This window comes from Schaalia suimastitidis DSM 15538 (assembly GCF_000429105.1).
GTDB lineage: Bacteria > Actinomycetota > Actinomycetes > Actinomycetales > Actinomycetaceae > Pauljensenia > Pauljensenia suimastitidis.
Genome location: NZ_AUBF01000007.1, coordinates 25,741 through 46,164 on the forward strand (window position 1 = coordinate 25,741; position 20,424 = coordinate 46,164).

General features: G+C 56.8%; 16 protein-coding genes. 10 read left to right on the forward strand and 6 right to left on the reverse strand.

Features of this window, described 5'->3' with window-relative positions; genetic code table 11:
* Position 1 precedes the first annotated feature (1 nt).
* Positions 2-1,342 carry a glycerophosphoryl diester phosphodiesterase membrane domain-containing protein gene (locus G438_RS0102725; protein ID WP_026460059.1) on the reverse strand — a complete coding sequence of 447 codons (1,341 nt, stop codon included), beginning with the start codon at positions 1,340-1,342 and terminating at the stop codon, positions 2-4.
* A 201-nt stretch (positions 1,343-1,543) separates the two neighbouring features.
* On the opposite strand from G438_RS0102725, the gene mtrA reads away from it, so the two are divergent.
* The 6 genes from mtrA to secA all read left to right on the forward strand — a co-directional run bounded on the left by mtrA (position 1,544) and on the right by secA (position 10,937).
* A complete protein-coding gene (gene mtrA / locus G438_RS0102730) occupies positions 1,544-2,224 on the forward strand; it encodes an MtrAB system response regulator MtrA (RefSeq protein WP_026460060.1) in 681 nt (226 codons plus the stop codon).
* A complete protein-coding gene (mtrB, locus tag G438_RS10405) occupies positions 2,214-3,839 on the forward strand; it encodes an MtrAB system histidine kinase MtrB (protein ID WP_084403000.1) in 1,626 nt (541 codons plus the stop codon). The genes mtrA and mtrB overlap by 11 nt, the downstream gene beginning before the upstream one ends.
* Positions 3,836-5,737 carry an LpqB family beta-propeller domain-containing protein gene (locus tag G438_RS0102740; protein WP_026460061.1) on the forward strand — a complete coding sequence of 634 codons (1,902 nt, stop codon included), beginning with the start codon at positions 3,836-3,838 and terminating at the stop codon, positions 5,735-5,737. Before mtrB ends, G438_RS0102740 begins: the two co-directional genes overlap by 4 nt.
* 336 nt (positions 5,738-6,073) lie before the next feature.
* Complete coding sequence (locus tag G438_RS10410; protein WP_051259225.1) at positions 6,074-6,826, forward strand: ComF family protein; 753 nt, start codon at positions 6,074-6,076, stop codon at positions 6,824-6,826.
* Positions 6,827-7,081: 255 nt separating this feature from the next.
* Positions 7,082-7,723 (forward strand): ribosome hibernation-promoting factor, HPF/YfiA family, encoded by a 642-nt coding sequence (gene hpf / locus G438_RS0102750; protein ID WP_026460062.1) that lies wholly within the window; start codon positions 7,082-7,084, stop codon positions 7,721-7,723.
* Positions 7,724-8,111: 388 nt separating this feature from the next.
* Positions 8,112-10,937: a preprotein translocase subunit SecA gene (gene secA, locus G438_RS0102760; RefSeq protein WP_026460064.1), complete on the forward strand. Its 2,826-nt coding sequence runs from the start codon at positions 8,112-8,114 to the stop codon at positions 10,935-10,937.
* 18 nt (positions 10,938-10,955) lie between these two features.
* Here the strand turns inward: secA and G438_RS11845 are convergent, their stop codons facing one another.
* Positions 10,956-11,438: an Rv3235 family protein gene (locus G438_RS11845; protein WP_051259226.1), complete on the reverse strand. Its 483-nt coding sequence runs from the start codon at positions 11,436-11,438 to the stop codon at positions 10,956-10,958.
* Positions 11,435-12,217: a LysM peptidoglycan-binding domain-containing protein gene (locus tag G438_RS0102770; protein ID WP_026460065.1), complete on the reverse strand. Its 783-nt coding sequence runs from the start codon at positions 12,215-12,217 to the stop codon at positions 11,435-11,437. Before G438_RS0102770 ends, G438_RS11845 begins: the two co-directional genes overlap by 4 nt.
* A 116-nt stretch (positions 12,218-12,333) precedes the next feature.
* Here G438_RS0102770 and G438_RS10420 point away from each other — a divergent pair, with 116 nt between their 5' ends.
* Complete coding sequence (locus tag G438_RS10420; protein WP_131245735.1) at positions 12,334-12,894, forward strand: hypothetical protein; 561 nt, start codon at positions 12,334-12,336, stop codon at positions 12,892-12,894.
* 13 nt (positions 12,895-12,907) lie between these two features.
* On the opposite strand, the gene G438_RS0102780 is transcribed toward G438_RS10420, so the two are convergent.
* Positions 12,908-13,117 (reverse strand): helix-turn-helix domain-containing protein, encoded by a 210-nt coding sequence (locus tag G438_RS0102780; RefSeq protein WP_026460066.1) that lies wholly within the window; start codon positions 13,115-13,117, stop codon positions 12,908-12,910.
* A gap of 100 nt (positions 13,118-13,217) precedes the next feature.
* On the opposite strand from G438_RS0102780, the gene G438_RS12435 reads away from it, so the two are divergent.
* The 3 genes from G438_RS12435 (at position 13,218) to G438_RS10430 (ending at position 15,808) form a co-directional block, all read left to right on the forward strand.
* Entirely contained in the window at positions 13,218-13,853 is a 636-nt protein-coding gene (locus tag G438_RS12435) for an SAF domain-containing protein (RefSeq protein WP_026460067.1), read from the forward strand.
* Positions 13,846-15,150, forward strand: a complete 1,305-nt coding sequence (locus G438_RS10425) for a CpaE/TadZ family protein (RefSeq protein ID WP_051259228.1) — start codon at positions 13,846-13,848, stop codon at positions 15,148-15,150. The genes G438_RS12435 and G438_RS10425 overlap by 8 nt, the downstream gene beginning before the upstream one ends.
* A gap of 193 nt (positions 15,151-15,343) precedes the next feature.
* Positions 15,344-15,808: a DUF6912 family protein gene (locus tag G438_RS10430; RefSeq protein WP_034284901.1), complete on the forward strand. Its 465-nt coding sequence runs from the start codon at positions 15,344-15,346 to the stop codon at positions 15,806-15,808.
* Positions 15,809-15,937: 129 nt separating this feature from the next.
* Here the strand turns inward: G438_RS10430 and G438_RS0102800 are convergent, their stop codons facing one another.
* A complete protein-coding gene (locus G438_RS0102800) occupies positions 15,938-19,096 on the reverse strand; it encodes an AAA family ATPase (RefSeq protein WP_026460068.1) in 3,159 nt (1,052 codons plus the stop codon).
* On the reverse strand, positions 19,093-20,301 hold the full coding sequence (locus G438_RS0102805) for an exonuclease SbcCD subunit D (protein ID WP_026460069.1): 1,209 nt from the start codon (positions 20,299-20,301) through the stop codon (positions 19,093-19,095). Before G438_RS0102805 ends, G438_RS0102800 begins: the two co-directional genes overlap by 4 nt.
* Between the last annotated feature and the right edge of the window lie 123 nt (positions 20,302-20,424).

Genomic DNA, 20,424 nt, shown 5'->3' on the forward strand with positions numbered 1-20,424 from the left:
GTCAGTGCCGCGCGGCCTCAGCAAGAACAGGTGCAAGCCCTTCTGAAGTCATGCGTTGGTCCAGGTACATCAGCGTGAGGAAACCAGCGGTCATCGGTGCGACGAAGCCAAGGACAATGTACTGCAATGTGCTGCTCACCGCGATGCTGAGGGCAGGACCTGAAAAGACCGAAAGCAGCCCCGTCAGGATGCCGATGACGCCACCGAGGATGCCAGCGGCAAGGCCTGTTACCAAGGTGAGGAGAATGTAACGACCGCATGTCTTCCAGAAAGCACCCTTGGTCAAACTCCACGACCGTTTCAGTGAATTCACAGGACCTTGATGTTCAAGGACGGTAATCGTCGGAGTGTAGATTAACCGCATACTAATGAAGAATGAGCCGCCAATGGCGAGTGCAAAGATGAGGAATGTAATACCGACGGTCACAGCCACCACGGAGACATCAGACGCACCTGCGAAATAGAACATGATGCCTGGAATGACCAAAACCACCATAGGTGCAAGTGACGCCAGAGCAGTGAGCAGTGTGGTACCAATCAGCGCACCAATACGAGGACGCAAACGCTCCCACGTCTGTGTCACGGTGAGGACACGACCCAAGACCAGTTCACTAACTGCCACTGCCAACATACCCGACAAGAATGCGGTGGTAACTGTGACTATTGCGCCCTGAACAAGACTGGCCATAAGGGTACTGCTGAGCAAAGAAGCGAAGAAAGTCAGATCGTCGTTAACGGCAGCAGTGGGGTCTTCCAACGTCGACAAGAAATCGCCGAAGACAAAATACGACATTACGCCTATCACAACACCAGCGATCGTCATTAGTGCGACTGAGAAGCCAAACATGACAGTCGGGTTTGAACGAATGGCGCGGAAGGTTCCCTCAAAGAGGTCCCCAACCCCCAAGGGCCTCAGTGGAATAATGCCTGGACGGTCGGGTTGGGTCCACATCGTTGAAGCTGGCGCAGGTGCGTAAGAGCCAGCAGTAGCTGCGTCGGCCTGCCCACCCCATGCTGGCGGAGGCGGAGGCGTCCCCCAACTGGAGGTCTGATTCTGTGGCTGCTGACTTTGGGGCTGCGCAGCGCTCCAGCCGGGTTGATACGGGTCCGCCTGAGGCGCAGCGAACTGCGGTGAAGGAGGTGTTTCCTGCGGAGCGCTCCAGTCCTGTGGGTAGGGCGTTGCTTGTGAGGGCACGCTTGACGGCTGCGTCGGCATGGAAAAAGGCTGAGGGACAGCAGCTTGACCGTAATGTGTGTCATATTGTGTGGCAGGAGCAGGGGGTGTCCACGTCGGTTCTTGGCCCGAAGTCCACGAGTTTTCCGAGCCTGAAGTGTTACTCATAAATATCCTCTCGTTGCCACCAACTGGTGAAGGAGCCGTCACCATGAGACAACGGCCGCATATTGCTACCGCATCTATCGTGCCACGACGTGCCCACAGTTGCGTCCTGTCTCACCGGGAAAGACACAAATTGCCATAAAAATTCGAACCTTTTCTCTCAACTAACGTGCATTGGCGGGCAAGTCGTGACACGATCGTTACATGAGTTCGCACATCCTCGTCGTCGATGACGATGTCGCATTGGCAGAAATGATCGGCATTGTCCTTCAGTCAGAAGGCTTCACCGTGTCTGAATGCGCTGATGGGGCAGCGGCGCTAGAAACATTTCGAAAAGTTGCGCCAGACTTGGTTCTTCTCGACGTCATGCTTCCAGGTATTGACGGCATTGAAATATGTCGCCTTATCCGTGAAGAATCTGATGTGCCCGTCGTTATGCTGACCGCTCGATCGGATACCACCGACGTCGTTGCCGGCCTTGAAGCCGGCGCGGATGACTACGTGCCGAAACCTTTCAAGCCAAAGGAACTTGTTGCCCGCGTCCGTGCACGCCTGCGTGGCCGCGACGACACCAGCGAAGAATTGCTCAAACTTGGCAGCATCATTGTCGACGTCTCTGGTCACGTGGTGCGTCGCAACGGCGAAGTGATTCCCCTGACACCCCTGGAATTCGATCTTCTTGTTGCCCTTGGGCGTGCGCCGTGGCGGGTGTTCTCGCGTGAAGAACTACTTGAACGTGTGTGGGGCTATCGACATGCTGCCGATACGCGCTTGGTCAACGTGCACGTCCAGCGTCTGCGTTCCAAAATTGAACGTGACCCAGAAAAGCCTGAGGTCATCGTCACTGTTCGAGGCGTAGGCTACCGTGCAGGAAATGCCTCCTAACCACACTCCCAGGCACACGCCTGCCGCACCTGCAGCGCTACGTCGCCTCGCCTCGGCAATTCGACGCTGGCGACCTGTCCGCGCTGTGCGTTCATCGTTGTCGCTGCGCGCTGCCGTGCTGATCACCGTTGCAGGCCTGCTGCTGATCACCGCATTCGGTGCCACCGTCTCAACACAGATGCGACACAATGTTTTCGACTCCAGACGCGAACAAGTACTTGAGGATGCGTCACTGAGATTCTCTTCCGCTCAAACAACCTTTGATCAATCAACCGCATCCAATGTTGATCAGGTACAAGAAGCGGCCCGCCAAGTGGTGGAAAGTATTAAGGCCTCCGCAGCAGGCGCAGGCGCAATCTCGGTCCTGCTCTTGCGCCCCGAAGCAGCCACATCCACCACGCGCATCAACGAAATCACCGACGCCTCCCTAGCCCACGTCATTACCGCCCAGTTCCGAGACGCTCTGACAAGTTCCACAGTGCCGTACTGGCAATCAGTCGACATTGGGGGACACAGCTCTGTGAGCGCCGATCATGCGCCAGGTATCCTCGTTGGCACTCAGATACGACTGCCTCGTGTCGGTATTTACGAACTGTATATCGTCTACTCCCTTGCCGACGACCAATCAATGGTCGACACCGTCATGAGGACACTTGCATTCACAGTTCTGCCCCTCGTTATCGCCGTTCCAGTAGGGGCATTCCTCATGCTTCACCACCTCATGCGGCCTGTACGACGCACATCTCAAGCGGCAGCTCAACTTGCTGAGGGCAACCTGAGTGTACGCGTGCCCGCAAGTGGCCACGACGAAATGAGTGGGCTGGCTACCGCATTTAACGACATGGCGTCCTCATTGTCTGAACAAATTAAGGAATACGACACGCTGTCAAAACTTCAGCAACGTTTTGTGTCCGATGTGTCGCACGAATTACGCACGCCACTGACGACGATTCGCATGGCTGAAGAAATGATTTGGTCAGATCGCGACACTTTCCAGCCCATCACGAAACGTAGCGCTGAACTGCTCCATGACCAGGTTGAACGATTCGATTCGATGCTGTCAGATTTGCTGGAAATATCCCGCTATGACGCTCAATCAGCCCTGCTGGACCCAGAAAACACCGACATACGCCTCGTCGTCGCCAAAGTCGTCACCTCAGTTGAAGAACTCAGTGAACGCTTAGGTGTGCCCGTCACGGTGAACGACCCTGGTCTGCGCTGCGCAGCAGAAATTGACGTGCGCCGCATTGAACGGGTGATGAGAAATCTCTTGGTGAACGCCCTTGAACATGCTGACGGTACCCGCGTCGAGATCGACATCGCTGCCAGTGAAGACTCCATTGCTGTGCGAGTCCGCGACTACGGCGTGGGTATGACTGAAGACATCGCGCGGCGCGTCTTCGACCGTTTTTACCGTGCCGATCCTGCGCGCGCCCGCACCACCGGGGGAACAGGACTTGGCCTCGCCATCGCCAAAGAAGATGTGGCACTTCACGGCGGTTACCTTGAGGCCTATGGAAAACCCGGAAAGGGCGCCAGCTTTCTTATGACGTTGCCGCGTCTGGCAGGTCACGCACCGGCAATATGTCCACTGGAATTGTGGGAGGAGGTATGAGTACACCGGGAGGACATACGTCAGACCACAACAAAGAAAGGGTGGCAGAGATGCTGAGTAGTGTGGCGGGTCTCAGACCACGGCGTGCACGCTCCGTGGACAGTGGGCTGTGGCGTACCGACGTGGCGGGCAGTCGGCTGCGGCGTGCACGCTCCGTGGACAGTGGGTTGTGGCGTACCGACGTGGCGGGCAGTCGGCTGTGGCGTGCTCGCATGGCTCTACGTCTACTTGCCGTGAGCGTGGCGACCAGCCTGTGCCTGACCCTAACTGCATGCTCCTCGTTGCCTCGTGCCGGTGCACCGCAACCCTTCGATATCCGAACCCCCGTTGAAATCCCTATTGACTTCGTGCCAGGCGGTCCGCTGGATGACTCCACCCCAGAAACCTTGGTCAGGGATTTCCTACTCGCCTGTGCTGCAGGTTTCTCCGACGATTTTGCCGCCGCCCGATCCTTCTTCGCCTCGACCAGTACCCAACAATGGGATCCAATGGCGCAGGTACAGATCTTTTCCACCGATACCTCGCCCCAAGTCAGCGTCGTCGAAACAAGCGCACAGGACCGCGTTGTCGTCACACTGGTTGGATCAGCCATCGCCTCCCTTGACGCCGACGGCATATTGACGCGCGCCACCGCATCAGCGTTGTCGGGCAGTTTCACGCTGGTACAAGACAACGGACAGTGGCGTATCGACACAGCACCCAACGGCACGATTATGTCGCAGGCCAGCTTCGTCAACGCCTACGCCCGCTCCGCACTGTACTTCCCGTCGGTAAGTGCAGACGCCCTAGTGGCAGATCCACGGTGGTACCCCTCTCGGCGTGTCACCACGTACCTGCTCGAGGGCCTCGTCAAAGGGCCGCGCCCCTCCTTGGCAAATATCGTCACCAATGCTATGCCCGCCGGTACTGTCATCGAGCCGCAACATATCGATATTTCTGGGCAAGTTGCCAAGGTGCAGCTCAACGCCCCGATGCCCACCGACGCTACTGCGCAGCGCGACCTCCGTTGGCAAATCACAACGACGCTGGCCGCCACGCGGAACATCATTTCTGTCGAGATCAGTGTTGCAGGTCAGAATCTTCCCCAGGTGTCGCCGCCTCAGGCAATTGACTACTCGCTCGATACCCCAATTGTGCTCACCGAGCTAAGTGTGGGTCGCCTGTCAGGTACGACTATTAGACCGTTACAACTGCCAGCGGAGCCCAGCAGCGAGGCACGTGCTGTCGCGGTGGGCCCCTTGTCGGCATCCCCGGTGGCGTGGGTTGATGGCCAAGGAATCACCGTGGCCAATCCATCAGCTAATACAGCAGCAACGATCAGTGTTGATGACCCCAACGCCGTCCACATGCTGTCGATCGACCGCTTCGGCTGGGTGTGGGCTGCAGATAATAGGGGACGTGCGCTCGCGGCATGGTCAGCAGCAGATATTGCACTTACTGCGTCCCTCGCCTCCGATACAGCCTCCCAAATCCGTGACATAGCAGTGTCCCCAGATGGAACAAGGCTACTCATGGTGAAAGAAAGCGATGGTGCTGCCAGCCTGTGGTCAGCGATGATTCGGCGCGATGGTGCAGGTATGCCACTAGCGGTTGACGCATTGGAATTACTCCAAGGCATTTCAGGTCATGTGCTTGACGTGACATGGGCGGGTGAGCAGCATGCGTTAGTGGCGCTCCGTGACAGCGCTGACACAATGTCGTCGTCGGCGCTGATCAGCGTTGATATCGGTGGTTTCGTTGACGAGCTTTCAGTGCCAACAGATCTTACGACAGTCACCGCCGGTTCCAATGTTGACGCTGTCATTATTGGGCTGAGTGACGGCACATTCCAGTCGCGTTCGGGTGCGCTGTGGCAATTACTGCGTGACACTATCGTGGAGGTGCGCTACCCCGGCTAGATAGGCATGTGCAAAATATGCGTGCCGAGGCGGTGGCGCGTCTGCCGTTAGTCCAGTTGCTCCGCCGTCGTCTGCTGAGCGGTCCCTCTTTCGTTTGCTGGGTAATGTGTCTTCCGAGACGGAGGCGCTTTAGTTCTCAATCCGGGCAACGGGGGTGTGGAGTGTGCACCGTTATCCACATCATCGGTACCGATATCAGGGCAATACACAGATGAATACATAGGCCGCGCACGCAAGCAGGATTGCCATCACACTGACCCTATGCTCCTGTCATCTCGAACGTACTTCGACGCTCCTTGCTGCTTGGCTCAAGCACCTCCGAAGATAGGCACCTCGATGATGCCCACCCGTCGTGCGCAATACGCTGCGGTGCGCCGACGTGCAGGTAACCTAACAGCCGTTGCCGCCTCGTTAATCGATGCCCTCGCAGTACTTCGTGACCTCGTATTTCCCAGTCAATGTCCCGGCTGCGGCGTAGAAGACACCGTGCTGTGCTCAGAATGTGAGCAGTACTCGTGCACACCACAGTTGCCATGGAGTGTCCTCGACGCTGAAGTGCCGATCCTTGCCTTACACCCTTATCAAGGAGTGATGCGTTCACTTCTCTTGGCAGCAAAACATGACACGGTGGTGGACTACTCTGCGTGGCTGGCACGCGCGGGGCACAGCCTAGCGGAGGCCTTTGTCGCACAAAATATGGCGGCGTTGAATCCCAGACCACATGCGCGCCGCGTGTGGGTGGTACCCGCCCCGTCAAGTTGGAAGCGACATCTGAGCGGTCACGAAGTGACATTGTCGATTGCGCGCGGTTTTAGCAAAACGCTTGCTGACAGGTGCGATCTTCCGGTGCACATTGTCGAGGCGGTAGGGGCTTTTCCGTGGGCACATTCGCAGGCGGGAAAGGGCCGAGAGCAGCGACGTGCTGGGCGTAAAGGTGCGATGTACCGCCGGTGTATGGTCCCTGAGGATGTCACCGTGATACTACTTGACGATGTGGTGGCAACCGGTGCAACGATCAGCGAATTAATACGGTGTATCGGTGTCACCCCGTGGGCGGTTGTTGCGCTTGCCCATTCCGTTAAGCGTTGATGTTTCGTTGTTGACAGGTGGCGAGCCTTCGGCTGTTGGGATGGCCTAGCGGACACCGGGTACTGAAATGCTCCTTCCGCGTTCCGTATGACGCAGGTCACCGGATGGGCTATGCTTAACGCAACAAACAGGGATGGCAAAGATGCCAGCCCGCCGCGTTGAAGGGAGGTGGAAGCTAAGGACACCGTCCGGAATGGCGAAATATCTGGACACCACCGGTGCGGGCATAGCTCGCAATTCCCTTTGGAGGAGAACATGGACATTACCGTCGTCGCACGCAATGCGGAAATTCACCCAAACTTCCGGTCGTACGTGGAAGAAAAAGTGTCTAAGGTGACGCAGTTCTACCCACGCGCACAACGGATCGACGTGGAATTAACCCACGAAAGGAATCCGCGGCAGGCAGACACAGCTGAACGCATCGAATTGACCGTCTACGGCAAGGGGCCGATTATCCGAGCAGAAGCGCAGTCCTCTGACCGTTACGCCGCTGTCGACATTGCTGCAGGAAAACTTTTTGAGCGGCTTCGCCGTATGCGTGACAGGGCTAAAGATCATCGGCGCCGCTATGACGTGCCTGAGGATGTAGAGCTACTTGTTGACGAGGCGGTGGCACCAACCGTTGAGGTCGAAGAGCCACCTGCACGGCTGCAAAGCGCGGGCGACCTGAAGGTAGGTGAAGCGCGAGAAGAACAACTTGGTGATTCTCCTGTGATCGTGCGCCAGAAAGTGCATGAAGCTGAAGCAATGAGCCTTGACGACGCGCTGTACCAGATGGAACTGGTGGGACACCCCTTCTTCCTCTTCGTTGACATTGAGACCAAGCAGCCCTGCGTGATCTACCACCGGCACGGTTGGACCTACGGTGTGATTCGACTCAACACCACCGTCCAATAGTTTGGCGCACCCAAGCGGCGCCGTACTGCTCAACGACATGCCCGTGGGGTGGAACCGCTGTATGACGGTTTTACCCCACGGGCCTTTGTATGCATGGTGGGGTGCCGTGTCTGCTCGGCTGTTGTGTCAGGGTGATCGTGTTGCCATGCGCGGGGTGGAGGTAGGCGTTGGTGCCAGGGGGCTGCGGCTACTCGAGAGAAAAGAAGCGGGCACTGGCAGTGCACTGCATGCACAACAGCGCATTGTTGATCACTGCGAAAGCAAATATGGGTGGGAGTATGGCCACTGATTGCGCCTGAAGCTCGCATATTGCGTAAACTTGAGACCGCGCGTATCCACACGCGCCCGGAGCACTACCATGCGCCGGCCACGTAGACTGGGAGCCCCCGTGTCCATCATTGACAAAATCCTCCGCGCTGGTGAAGGCCGCACTCTTAAGAAGCTTGACCGCTTGGCTGACCAAGTGGATGCCCTACAGGAGGATTTCGAGAAGCTCTCCGATGAGGAACTGCGTGCCAAGACCGACGAGTTCAAGGAGCGCCTCGAAGAAGGTGAAACCCTTGACGATCTCCTTGTTGAGGCCTTTGCGACCGTCCGCGAAGCAGCGTGGCGTGTCCTGCGTCAACGTCCGTTCCACGTGCAAGTCATGGGTGGCGCAGCCCTGCACATGGGCAATATCGCAGAAATGAAAACCGGCGAAGGCAAAACACTGGTCGCCACAATGCCTGCCTACCTGCGCTCCCTTACAGGTAAAGGGGTACACGTCGTCACTGTTAACGACTACCTGGCAAAATACCAGTCTGACCTCATGGCCCGCGTGTTCAACTTCCTCGGGGTCAGCGTCGGCTGTGTCCTTGTCGGTCAAGATCCCTCTGTGCGCAGGCTCCAATACGAAGCCGATATTACGTACGGAACAAATAATGAATTCGGCTTTGACTACCTGCGTGACAATATGGCCCAGCGCGTCGAAGACATGGTGCAGCGTGGACACAATTATGTGATCGTTGACGAAGTGGACTCGATCCTCATTGACGAGGCACGTACGCCGCTCATTATCTCCGGCCCCGCCTCGGGCGACATTAACCGGTGGTACACAGAATTTGCGCGTATCGCCAAACTTCTCACCGCCGGTCAAGACTATGAAGTCGACGAGAAGAAGAAAACCATTGGTGTACTTGAAGACGGTATCGACAAGGTCGAAGACCAGTTGGGTGTGGATAATCTTTACGAGGCCGCCAATACACCGCTCATTGGGTTCCTCAACAATGCGATCCGTGCGAAGGAACTATTCCACCGCGACAAGGATTACATTGTCGATGGGGGAGAGGTCCTCATCGTCGATGAGCACACCGGCCGTGTCCTGCCAGGTCGGCGCTATAACGATGGCATGCACCAGGCCATCGAAGCGAAAGAAGGCGTCGAAATTAAGGCAGAAAACCAGACACTTGCCACCATCACATTGCAGAACTACTTCAGGCTTTATCCTGAAGGTTCACGCGCAGGTATGACTGGTACAGCAGAAACAGAAGCTGCCGAATTTGCCTCGACCTACAAGATTGGGGTCATCCCAATCCCGACGAATAAACCAATGATTCGCAAGGACCAACCTGACCTGGTGTACCCCACAGAAAAGGGCAAGCTGCAAGCCATTATTGACGACATTGCAGAACGCCACGACGCCGGTCAACCTGTTTTGGTGGGTACCGCCTCGGTTGATAAATCCGAGCTGGTTTCACAGTTGTTGAAAGAACGGCGTATCCCTCACGAAGTACTCAACGCCAAACAGCATGCACGCGAAGCAGCAGTGGTGGCGATGGCTGGACGTAAAGGTGCCGTCACGGTTGCGACGAATATGGCTGGCCGTGGCACCGACATTATGCTTGGCGGCAACTCGGAGTTCATTGCGCAGGCAAATCTTGCGGCACGAGGCCTTGACCCGAAGAATAACCCTGAGGAATACCGTGAAGCGTGGCCGCTTGCGCTTGAAGAAGCTGAACATGCGGTTGCCGCTGAACGTGACGAGGTACGTGAACTCGGCGGCCTGTACGTGCTGGGTACGGAACGGCACGAATCGCGTCGTATCGACAATCAGCTCCGAGGCCGTTCTGGTCGCCAGGGGGATCCAGGTGAGTCCCGTTTCTACCTGTCGATGGAAGACGAATTGATGCGCCTTTTCGCCACGGGACTTGCCCACCGCATCATGTCGTCGGGTGCTTACCCAGATGATCTTCCACTGGAAAATAAGGTTGTGACCCGAACGATTGCTTCTGCGCAGCGTCAGGTTGAGGCCCGGAACTTCGAAATCCGCAAGAACGTCCTCAAATATGACGACGTGATGACGGGGCAGCGTGAACTCATTTACGAGCAACGCCGCCGCGTCTTGGAAGGCGAAGACCTTGAACCACAGATGGCCTCCTTTGCCCGATCCCTTGTGGAAGGCATCATTGACGAAAAAACCGCTGGAATTAGCCCGAAAGATTGGGACCTGGACGCCCTGTGGGACACCCTGCGTGGCTACTACCCTCCGTCGGTAACTGCGGAAGAAGTAGAAGCCGAATACGGTGGCGCGGCTTCAATGGTGCGCGACAACCTCGTCACCGAAATCGCCGACGACATTAAATATCAATACCAAGACGCGGAAGTACGACTGAACAGTAACCCCTTAGCTGTTGCTCAGCTGGGGGAGGAGCCGATGCGTGCCCTTGAACGCCGCGTCGTAATTGCGACCGTTGATCGTTTGTGGCGTGAACACCTTTACGAAATGGACTACCTCAAAGAAGGTATCGGCCTGCGTGCGATGGGCCAGCGTGACCCTCTTGTCGAATACCGCGCTGAAGGCGCACGCATGTTCGCCGCCATGATGGAAAAGATTCGCGAAGAATCAGTTCAGGGCGTATTCGCCTTCTGCCGTCAATTTGAACTTGCGCTTGCGCAGGAACAAGAAAAGGCTGAACAACAAGCGGCTTCCTCCACTGACGAGGCGTCCGAAGCTGATGCAGAAAAGGCTGCGAAAGAGGCAGCTCGTCGCGCTGCAGCAGTAGCCAAGTCCGCCTCGATTATGGGCACGGTGGGGCGTGAATCGCAGTTGAAGAAGCTCAGCTACAGCTCTTCCGACGGGCAACGCCAAGAAGGATCCTCGACGACTGGTGGAGACGGCAGCACTAACCGTGCGCAACGTCGCGCAGCAGCAAAGCGAAAGCGTAAAGGACGCTGACCGAACCACGCGGCGTTGCTATGCGATATCGAGGGCAGTGGCCACCCACCGCTGGTGCCGATTCTCCAAACGGAGGCCGACAATGCGACTGTGTGGTCCACATGCCACGATGACGGCTGCTTCGACGACCCCGTCGCGTACGTCGCATATCAGGCAGTTGGTGGCACGCATCGGCACGACTTTCGTCTGTTCCGGTAGGTGCATGGTGAGTTGAGTAAGGTGCTCATAGAGGTCAGTGCTGAGCCAACGTTGTAATTGAAGTATGGGACGCGTGCCGGACAGCACTTCAGTGATGCCTCGCGCAAGGTTACTGGCCCATTGTTTTGCGGCAGGTAAGCCGCTGGCATCTGGCAGGATCTCAAGGACTTCCAGCGGCGTGTGACGAGGCCGAGGCGGACGCGTATGGTCTGCAACGCTGCCATCCCACCGCAGACACTGCCGACGCCGGAAGGGTCGACTTGTGGGTGTGGCATTACGAGGAGTGGCCACAGCTGTGCTCATGATGGCTCCTTAGGTAATGTGAGTACTTGGCCGGGGAAAATCAGATGAGGGTTAGCGCCGATCGTGTGCTGGTTGAGTGTGTAGATGTGTTGCCACATTTCGGTAATCGCTTCCGGTGTTGCCTCTGCCCCAAGGTGGGAGGAAGCAATCGTCCAGAGACTGTCACCTGCATGGACGGTGTAGACCTGAGGTGTATCAGTGTTTTCTTTACCGTCATCTGAGCCGGTGGATTGAGTGTTTGCAGGAGGTTCTCCAAGCCCCTGGGCGATACCTTCGCCTTGAACATCGTCTGCTGGCACATGTTCACCGCTTGCGTCCGAACCCCACAACAGATCGTCAGCCGCGGGCACTGTTTCACTCGCACCCTGGTGTGGTGCGGTAGACGTGTCAGGGTCGGCGCTCAACGCAAATGCGGGAAATGCGCTGCCACATGCCATCGAAATACCGACGCTCAGGCCTAACCCGCGTCGGATCATTTCGCGACTACGCCCATTCCCGAGATGCTGGACAAAGACCACACAGCATCGGCGAATAAGATGCGGTAGTGAGGCACATGCTGCAGCATAGGCGGCAGCTAGCGAGATGGTATTCCATAGCAACAGCACGGAGGTCGCAGCTACCAGAAAGGCAACGACCGCCTCGTGTGGACGATATGGGCTGAGGTCCTCAAATAGCCGATACGCCACGATCGCAAGGATGCCCCCTGCTGGAAAGCCAACGACAAGTACTGCCCACGACTGTAAATCTTGAACGATTCTGCGTTGTTGAAGCTGATCCATTGCATGTCACCATTATTCGTGTCAGTTCGTATCAATCTGTGACATAGATTATGTGAGGCGTCGACTGGTGCTGTCAAGTGATAGTTTTTCGTATCAGTTTGTGGGAGATTATTCTTATGGATTTCGACATCTTTCTTGCTGACCTATCCAGCCAATTCGATCGCAATATCCGAGCTGAACGCGACGAAGAAGTAGATGACTTGGCGCAGGTCGAGCGCGTGAGTGTGAGCTTCGCTGACCGTTTAAGGGGCAGTGTTGGAGCTGTGTGCACCGTGTGTCTGACAGGCGGATATGCGATCACAGGGCGAGTGGTGCAAGCCGCGCGCACGTGGTGTGTACTGAAAGATGCGAACAGCACCTACCTTGTGCCGTCGCGCGCGATATCATCAGCATGGCCTCTTGGAGCTATCGCAGCAGGAGGTGCTCGTCCCGGCGCGACACTGTCAATCGCGCATATCTTGCGCGAACTCCAAAATGAGCAACTTAGCGTGTATGTGGGTCACGAGGCGGGGGAGCATAACGGGATAATTACTGCAGTTTATGCCGACCATTTTGATCTTCACCTCAGTGCTGATGAGCATGGAAGAGGAGGTGGGCGCTGGAAACGGGAACCCGTGACAATGGGGCTTGCCATCGCCTCGTTACGGTACCTACGCAGCACGCAGGGGCAATGGTAATTTGCGTGCTGAGTTAAGCTTGGCCGCTCTTTGTGCGTTCGCGGGTGAGCGCATACTGTTCTTGAATATATGCCTCAAGGGCGCTCTCTTCGACCCGCCATACGCGTTTGCCGCCTACCTGAATTGCTGGCAGCTCACCGGAGGATACAAGTGCGCGTGTTGCGGACATGGTGAGGCTCAGTGTCTCTGCGACATCAGCCAATGTGAGGAATCGTGGAGCCATGACTCCATCATGTCACTGTATTCCAGTTCATGGCAACCTCATCTAGTTACTTCCTGTGGATAGAGTGACGTAGGTCAAAAAACACGGCACAATGGTGACTATGAGCACACGTAATACGGTGGTGCGGGTCAAAGCCTCCCGACCATTTTGGAAGGATCCTCGTTTCCTCCTCGGACTTGCCCTCATCGCCGCATCAATCCTGGCAAACCTGTGGTTGTTGGACGCTGCCCGCTCCGGCCAAGCAATCTATCAAAGTAGCCGACCAATAGCGCAAGGTGAGCCGATCACTGCAGATAACACCACTATCGTCCAAGTACGTCCAGGCAGCGACGCCTACCTCACCCAAGGCGCGCTTCACCCAGGTGCGCTCGCGCGACACTCCATTGGCAATGGAGAACTCATTGCCGCCTCGGCAATTGTGTACGAAGAAGATATGACGAAGCGAAGGCTGGTCGTCACCATCGCGGAAGGGCTCACCGAAACAATCAACACCGGTGACACCCTTGAATTGTGGAGCGTGCCTGCGCCCACGCTCAGCGAATCAGCCGAAGACGAAGGCGCGAGGGTGATCGCTTCCAATGCGGTGCTTGTCGCCAAACTGCCAGCGCTGGCGGGCTTTGCCAATACAGGAAGCCGTATCGAAGTCCTCGTCGACTACGATGACGTTGCCGCCATCCTCAATATCTTGTCCACACGCGGTGAACTTGCCGCTGTTCCGGTGGGCAGCCATGAATAGTGTCTACTCGGTGGCGATACTGGCCAAACCTGATTGCGAAGCGGACCTTGTCGTTGCGATCGACGCGCACAAAGAGACAATGGAAGTCACCCGACGATGCGCAGATCTTGCAGAAATCCTCGCCGCAGCTCATGCAGGTCTGGTGCACGCCGTGTGTATTGACGGGTCTGATCCTGAGATAGATCGGGACATTATCGACGAAATTCACAGGCGCGGCGTCGGCGTCATCCTCCTGGCTGCCCCGCAGAACGGCAAGGCATTGCATGCCCTCGGTGCCGATGCAGTAATATCTGAAACAGCGGTGGACAGTATTGTCGAGGCGTTGCTGGCGATTGTGCGGCACGACATCTCCGTGCGGTCGCAAGCATCACGCGGGATTCCCGCAGTTGAGAATCTCCCCTTCGTTGGTCAGGCACCGCCTCAACAGGCAGGGCGTGGCCGTGTTATCACAGTGTGGGGGACCAGCGGTGCTCCTGGGCGTACAAGCGTTGCCGTAGCGTTGGCGTGCGCATTCAGTGCAAGCGCACGGACCCTCCTCATTGACGCAGACACGACGAACCCATCGGTGGCACACGCCCTGTCCCTACCGCTGGAACCATCAGCACTTACCGCATTGTCACGGATCGCTGGGCGTGGTGTTGTCAGCGATGACGACATTGACCGCGCGACCTTGCCGGTGAGCGATCGTCTCGCAGTGCTGACTGGCCTGTCCTCACCGCAACGTTGGCGAGAAATTGGGCCGCGCACACTCCATGCCGTCATTGACGCTGCACGCAGATGGGCAGATATCGTGGTGGTTGATTGCGCTGCCCTTCACCTTGACGCAGAGCACGATGCGCACCGGGGTAGGGCAGAACGCGATGACGTGTGCAATGCAGCGCTGGATGAGGCTGACCTCGTGGTCGTCGTCGGCAGAGGCGATCCTATCGGCATTCATCGCCTGAGCCTTCTTGTGCGACAGTGGGAGGACACCGGTCGATCCACGCCGGTGGAAGTGCTAATTAACCGATGTTGTGCCTCTAGTGCAGGCCGAAGTTGGCAGTCAGCGATACATGCTGCATTGTCGCCCATACTTCCGGGCACATCTGTGGTGATGCTGCCAGAAGATGAGGCTGTTCAGCGAGCATTGTTACGAGGACAGCCATTACTTGTCGAAGCGCCGGACAGTGCGGCAGCAACCGTGATACGTACCCTTGGTTTGAAAATCGCTGACAGTATTGGCATATCTCCTCCTCCAGTGCCTCGACGTCGCCCTTTGACGCTGAGGTGCTGGTTGCCTCATAAGAAAAAGCACTAGCGTGCTGTGTGTCCGATAGGCAATAGCAATAGCGTGCCGTGTGTCCGATAGGAAACAGCACGAGCGTGGTGCGTGCTTCATAGGAGAAACACTGTTGACGACGGTGATGTCCTCACCGAATGCGCAGGAATATTCGCTGACACCACCTACAGTGGCCCAACCACGGCGCCAACAAACATGCGACACTTGAAGTATGCGCGCCTATCTGCCTCTGCTTTCCAGTGAATTGCCCGCCCCACTGCCCAGTCGTCCTTTGTGGACAGTCAGCGATGATCCGACCCTGAATGGAGAGGCTCGTGAAGTTGCTGAAGACGATGCTCAAACAGAAGCGGCGCTCGCTTCCCTTACACTGCTGCGAGATGCACGCGACGGCAATGCGTTGCGGCGCCTCGTTGTCGCCGTGGAAATAGCAGGCCTGCACATCGGTGCCACCGAGCAGACTGTCGTGGAGATACCAGCAGTCGAGCCAGCCGCGATGACACCGGTGGCATACCTGGTTGATGGCGACGGAATGGGGATGCTTGTCGCAGCGGTACTCGATGCCACTGGGCAAGACGATGCTGACGAGGCGGTGGCTGCTCTGTGGGAAGAAGCCATGGAATGGTATGACGTCGATGAAGTAGACGAACTTGCTCAGCGTTTGCGTGCGGAGGGTTAGCAGCGAGCGGGGACGCAAGTGGACACCCAGCTGGTCTATATCCACTGGGCGCTGATCGATGCGCATTAGCATGCATTCGACGTGCACCCGCATGCACCGAGCAGCCGTATGCAGTACTACTGGACACAGTCAGGAACGAATATGCAGGCGCGATCCCTGTGTTTTCGTCCATGTCACCGTGATTTTGTCGGGGATGCGGCGCGACATCTCTTCGACATGACTAATGACCCCTACTGTGCGACCTTGATCGCGCAGCGCCTCGAGTTGACCCATCACGACATCTAAGGTTTCCGAATCCAACGATCCGAACCCTTCATCAACAAACATCGTGTGCAGAGTAATGCCACCAGCCTCGGCAGTGACCACATCGGCCAACGCAAGTGCGAGCGCCAAAGAGGTATAAAAAGTCTCACCTCCAGAAAGCGTGCGCGTAGGGCGGGACTCGTCCGTGTCATGGTCGACGATTTCAAGGCCGAGTCCACCACGACGTGAACGCGTTCCGTCATCGTCGGTGCGCCGAAGTTCGTAGCGTCCATTGGATATTGCTAGTAGGCGCGGATTAGCGCAGGCGAGAACTTCTTCAAAGCGCGTAAGTAACACCCACGTGCTCAGCGGTGTGAGTTTGAGGTTCTCCCGTCCACTGGCTGTTGCCAATGCTGCGAGCCGTCGTAGGGGAGCACACTGCTGATGTGTGGCGTGGTAGGCGGCAAAGGCGCGCTTAACGGCCTCGACCTGGGCGCGTACTGCATCCAGGTGGTCGTCGCTACGACTCAATTCAATCCGTGCCTGCTCAAGTGCCTGCTGACACTGCTGATAAACCGCTTCAGCAGCATCAATATCGGGCGGCACAGTGTGTGGGGCAAGGCCCGTTTGTAGGACGGCCAGTCGCTCTTGTGTGGCGCGCATACTTACTGCATGGTCGTCAATTTCCTGCGCAATACGTTCCGATTCTGCCGCAGGCAAGATGTGGAGACGCAGGAAAGACTCAGGGTCGCTATCACACGGTATCGAGGCCGTGGCCAGGGCATTTTTGCACGTGTCGTGGTGAGTGAGCCACACATGCTGACGTTCTTCGCACAGGCTCACTTGAGTGAGAGCTGACGAAGCACCCTCAATGAGTCGTTCCACCACGACCAAACGTGCCTCAAGATCAACGCTGTCAAGACCATCGGCTTCCAGTGCAGCCTGTGCCTGATCGGCCTCACGTTGAGCAGCCTCGTACTGTGCGGCAAGGGCCGACGACTGTTGACGTACCTGTTCGCGCTGGTTGCGCGCCTGTTGAAATGCTGCCTCTAAGGTGTCACGCGCGGTGCGGATATCCTCCAGGCAAGCGCGTGCCTGACGGCTCTGCTCCACCGTAGCTTCCGCCTGGCTCAGCGCATCAGTAAGCTCATCCACGGTACCGTCTGCTCTGGCCTGTGCTGCTTTCAGGGCTGCCTGCTGTTCAGCGAGCTTCGCATACAGCGTCGCCACGACATCATCTGCGGCCTTTTTTGCCGTGTCGGCATCTTCCACTTGGCTTCGGGTCACAGCTTCGTCGCCGTTGGCGTGAAGATGCGCAGGCTGCGGGTGACTTGTTGAGCCGCACACTGGGCACGGCTCACCGGCTGTTAGTTCAGCCGACAACGCCACTGCTGTATGCGTGAGCCACTGTGTGTGCAGTCGAGAGGCTTCACGGCTGCGTGTGGTGGCTTCATCAACGGCATCACGCGCATCGCTGTGAAGCAGAGCGATGGTTTGCGTGAGTTGCTCTGCTTTTTGAGCTGCCTCAAGTCTGGCAAGTACTTGAGCATACGCCGCCTCTTGAGTTTCTAGCCCTGCCGCAAGTTGTTGCTTCGCCTGGTATTCCTCTTGCGCATTGGCCAGTTGCTCAGGAAATGCCGCGATGGCATCGTCCAAACTGGCTTCCAGTGCCTGCTGCGCAGCGAGGTCGTTGTTCACGCTCACGGCACGTGCGCGTGCCTGTTGGCGTTGGCGTGATAGGTCTTTGCCGCGCGATAACGTGACTTGTGTGGCGCGGGCGCTGGCAGATAGTGCAGTAAGCGACTGGCGAAGTCTCCCCGTATCACCTGTATCACTCCCGACGCGCACAAGCGTGTTTGTTGAGTCGGTGTCACCAGCTGTCTGAGCAAACGGTAGGGGGGATATGGCGGCATCATCAGTGTCACGAGGCGGCGTGAAAGCAATGCCCAGTGCATGTGCCGCGTTGGTGCACTCATCAAGGTGAACATTGAGTTGGGTGAGCGCGTCATGGTAGTCAGCCTGCGCTTGACGTTCGGCACTGACCACAGGAAGCACGGCGCTGTATTCCTGGCTGAGGCGCAGCGTGTGTTGCATGGCAGCGATATGGTCGTTGCGGCCCTCTAAAGCAGAAAGAGTGTTATGTAGGTCGGCCTGTTCTGCCAGGATACGCGCGGTATTGCGTGCTTGGGTGAGGTGCTTGTCAGCCTGGGCAAGGTTGTGAACTAAGGGGTTAAGGTTGGCGCGCGCCCGTGCCAGCTTCCCTTCGAGGAGCTGCAGGTAGGCAGCGGTTTGCGTGACGAGGCGGTCTGAGGTTTCCCGGTCGAGGGCACTGAGGTCGGTATCGACCTCCATTTGCGCTTGTGTTGCAAGGTCGTCGCGAACGGCATGAACGAGGAGTTCCCAGGCGAGGCGTGCGTCACGATGGGCTGCATCTAACGCGGTCTCGCCTTCGCGGGCACGTTCTTTAAAGAGGTTCTCGATACGTGAAAAAAGGCTCGCCCCAAAAACGTCGCGAAGTATTTCTTCCCGTTCTTTCGAGGTGGAGGTAAGGAATTGTGAAAATTTGCCCTGCGGAAGAACCACCGTTTGTAAGAACTGTTCCTTTGACAACCCCACAATGCTATGTATTTCCGCATCTGCCTCTCCAACGGATCGTGAAACAAGTTCACCAGCCGTGGTGCAATCCGCGGCGGAAAGGCGCTCAAGACGTACAGTGGCTGCGACAGGGGTTTTACGTCCTTCCTTCACATAGGAAGGTGTACGGTGGACACGAAAAACGCCTGCATTCACCTCGAAAATGAGGTCAACCCAGCTTTTGTCATGGGCCGTGCAGTAAGCGCTACGTAAACGTGCTTTGTCGGAGTCAGCCTGTCGGGCAACGTCACCGTATAGCGCGAATGTGACTGCGTCAATGATGGTGGATTTTCCCGCACCCGTGGGTCCTTCAAGAAGGAAGAGTCCAGAATCATCGAAGGCCGTAAAGTCGATAGCGTATTCGCCATGGAAAGGGCCGATACCGCATAGCGTGAGGCGATGAAGCTTCATTGCATGACCTCCTGTCGGGCGGACGTCAGTACGTCGTAGATGACACGTGTTTCTGCGTCATTGAGCTCTTTTCCGCCAACGTCGTAAAAGAAGTCGTTGAGAATATCCACTTCGTTACGTACCCGAAAATCAGCAGTATGGGCAACTGGCCGTGTCGACGATGCATCAGGGCAGTGCATGATGGCAAGAGCAAAGGGGAAACGCTTCTTTAATACTGCCACCATTGATTCTGGGCGGTGGGAATCGGTTACCGTAATGGATAACCAATGATCTTCAACATGGGTGTAGTTTTCGCTCAGTAGATCATCAAAGGTGCCGGTGATTGATGCGAGTGCTCGAAATGTGGGGATTGGGAGCAGGTCGATTGAGGTGACGCTGCGATGATCCAGGGTGAGCAAGACAGCGGATTTACTGACAGACGCCTCGGAAAACGAATAGAACAGGGGAGAGCCGCTATAGCGAATGGGAACCTGAGAAGCGGCGATGGCCTGTGCCTTATGAAGGTGGCCTGCTGCCACGTAATCTAAACCGTGGGCGAGCGGTTGAGTTGCGCTACCTACACCGAGGGTGTCGAAAAGTTCAGAAGGGACACTGTCGACTCCTCCGACTTGGATATCGCGTTCAGAATCAGATGGAGCACCGCCAACGACAAAGGCATGGACCATGCAAATGGCGGCCCGATCGTCGCCAGCGTTGCGTCGAGGTCGTAGGTCGGCGTCGATACGTTGTAGCGCAGCGCCAAGAACTGCCTGATGAGAACGAGCAAGCGGTTCGTCACTGTTTGACAGGATGGTGCGTCCCGCGTCAGGTTCCACATAGGGGATTGGGTAAATTAAGGCACCAATCCCCGTCGCGGAAGTGACCTCAATGGCGTGACCAATGCGCTCGATGTCAGACACAATATGGAGTCGGCCATTTAATAACGGCGCTACAAAACCAAGGCGTGTCGCTGAATCGTGATTGCCTGGAGTCAGTATCACGGTTGAGTGACAACAAAGCTGCGTCAGTAGTGACGACAAGCGATTCACTGCGTGTATTGGTGGGACAGCGCGATCAAAAAGGTCACCACTGACGAGTACCGCATCAACATCGTGCTGCTGCACCGTTTCGATGAGCCACGAGGCGAAAGCATCGAAGGCGTCATTGAGGTCTTCACCGTGGAGGCTACGTCCACAATGCCAGTCCGAAGTGTGCAAGATACGCATAGACACAGTGTGACATCACCGTCTGACATCTGCGTACCAGGCACGGCAGGCGGTCCGGTGAAACAGCCGTGCACCCACGACGAAGGTGGGCGGACGAAACACCTGTACACTCACGAAGAACGC

Coding starts and splice junctions, on each gene's coding strand:
- G438_RS0102725 (WP_026460059.1), bottom strand. CDS start 1,342: ATGAGTAACACTTCAGGCTCGGAAAACTCGTGGACTTCGGGCCAAGAA.
- mtrA (WP_026460060.1), top strand. CDS start 1,544: ATGAGTTCGCACATCCTCGTCGTCGATGACGATGTCGCATTGGCAGAA.
- mtrB (WP_084403000.1), top strand. CDS start 2,214: ATGCCTCCTAACCACACTCCCAGGCACACGCCTGCCGCACCTGCAGCG.
- G438_RS0102740 (WP_026460061.1), top strand. CDS start 3,836: ATGAGTACACCGGGAGGACATACGTCAGACCACAACAAAGAAAGGGTG.
- G438_RS10410 (WP_051259225.1), top strand. CDS start 6,074: ATGATGCCCACCCGTCGTGCGCAATACGCTGCGGTGCGCCGACGTGCA.
- hpf (WP_026460062.1), top strand. CDS start 7,082: ATGGACATTACCGTCGTCGCACGCAATGCGGAAATTCACCCAAACTTC.
- G438_RS11845 (WP_051259226.1), bottom strand. CDS start 11,438: ATGAGCACAGCTGTGGCCACTCCTCGTAATGCCACACCCACAAGTCGA.
- G438_RS0102770 (WP_026460065.1), bottom strand. CDS start 12,217: ATGGATCAGCTTCAACAACGCAGAATCGTTCAAGATTTACAGTCGTGG.
- G438_RS10420 (WP_131245735.1), top strand. CDS start 12,334: ATGGATTTCGACATCTTTCTTGCTGACCTATCCAGCCAATTCGATCGC.
- G438_RS0102780 (WP_026460066.1), bottom strand. CDS start 13,117: ATGGCTCCACGATTCCTCACATTGGCTGATGTCGCAGAGACACTGAGC.
- G438_RS12435 (WP_026460067.1), top strand. CDS start 13,218: ATGAGCACACGTAATACGGTGGTGCGGGTCAAAGCCTCCCGACCATTT.
- G438_RS10425 (WP_051259228.1), top strand. CDS start 13,846: ATGAATAGTGTCTACTCGGTGGCGATACTGGCCAAACCTGATTGCGAA.
- G438_RS10430 (WP_034284901.1), top strand. CDS start 15,344: ATGCGCGCCTATCTGCCTCTGCTTTCCAGTGAATTGCCCGCCCCACTG.
- G438_RS0102800 (WP_026460068.1), bottom strand. CDS start 19,096: ATGAAGCTTCATCGCCTCACGCTATGCGGTATCGGCCCTTTCCATGGC.
- G438_RS0102805 (WP_026460069.1), bottom strand. CDS start 20,301: ATGCGTATCTTGCACACTTCGGACTGGCATTGTGGACGTAGCCTCCAC.